Source organism: Streptomyces sp. MS191 (assembly GCF_008042125.1).
In the GTDB taxonomy this organism is placed as follows: domain Bacteria; phylum Actinomycetota; class Actinomycetes; order Streptomycetales; family Streptomycetaceae; genus Streptomyces.
This window is the reverse complement of sequence record NZ_RDBI01000095.1, coordinates 1-973: the sequence shown is the minus strand read 5'-3', so window position 1 is coordinate 973 and position 973 is coordinate 1. Positions and strand designations below refer to the sequence as shown.

General features: G+C 77.3%; 1 protein-coding gene. It reads left to right on the top strand.

The features are described from left to right. Window positions 1-138 precede the first annotated feature (138 nt). A partial coding sequence (locus tag EAO71_RS35165) for a histidine kinase (RefSeq protein ID WP_147981888.1) occupies window positions 139-973 on the top strand: 835 nt, incomplete at its 3' end.

Here is a 973-nt window from a genome sequence, read left to right as displayed (position 1 = left end):
CCCCCGCCGACCGCACCCTGCCGAGCGGGCCCGTCCCCGGGGGAGACCCCGGCCGTACGGTCTACTCCCGCGGGAGTAGGCGTGATCACCACGCCCGGGTGACGCCCGCACCGCCGCCGCGCGTCTAGCGTGGCGGACATGGACCCACAGCCGACACCCGGCCAGGACCGAGGCGGTCGCGGCGGTCCGCCCTGCGGCCCGCGCGGCCGGGGCGGACCGCCGCGCGCCTGGCGCTGGGCCGAGCGCGAGCCCGGCGGCTCCCTGCCCTGGCTCTCCACCCTCCTCCTCGCCGCCTTCGTCCTCGTCGGCTCCGGCTTCGCGGCGCGGAACCAGCCCGACCGGGAGGCCCTCGACGCCCTCGGCCGCGTGCTGCTGCTGACCGGGTCCGCGCTCCTCCTGTGGCGCCACCGCCACCCGGTGCCGGTGGTCTTCGGGGTCGCCGCGCTGACCCTGGCCTACTTCGCGGCCGGATACGCCTACGGCCCGGTCTTCCTCACCGTCGCCGTCGCCTGCTACGCCGCGATCGTGCACGGCCACCGGCGCGCGGCCTGGTGGGCGCTCGGGCTGCTCTGGGCGGGCCATCTGCTGGTCTCCCACTGGCTCTACCGCCACCTCCCGCCGGCCGGTGACGGCCCCGGCCCGTGGGGGCAGGAGATCCCCGTCGCCGCCTTCGTCGTGGCCATCCTCGCCGCCTCCGAACTGGTCAGGGTCCGCCGCGAGCAGTGGGCCCAGCAGCGCGCCGAACGCGCCGCCGCCGAAAGCCGCCGGGCCGACGAGGAGCGCCTGCGGATCGCCCGCGAGCTGCACGACGTCCTCGCCCACTCGATCTCCGTCATCAACGTCCAGGCGGGCGTAGGGCTCGCCCTCCTCGACAGCGACCCCGAGCAGGCCCGCAGCGCGCTCACCACCATCAAGGCGGCGAGGAGGAGGGTGGAGAGCCAGGGCAGGGAGCCGCCGGGCTCGCGCTCGGCCC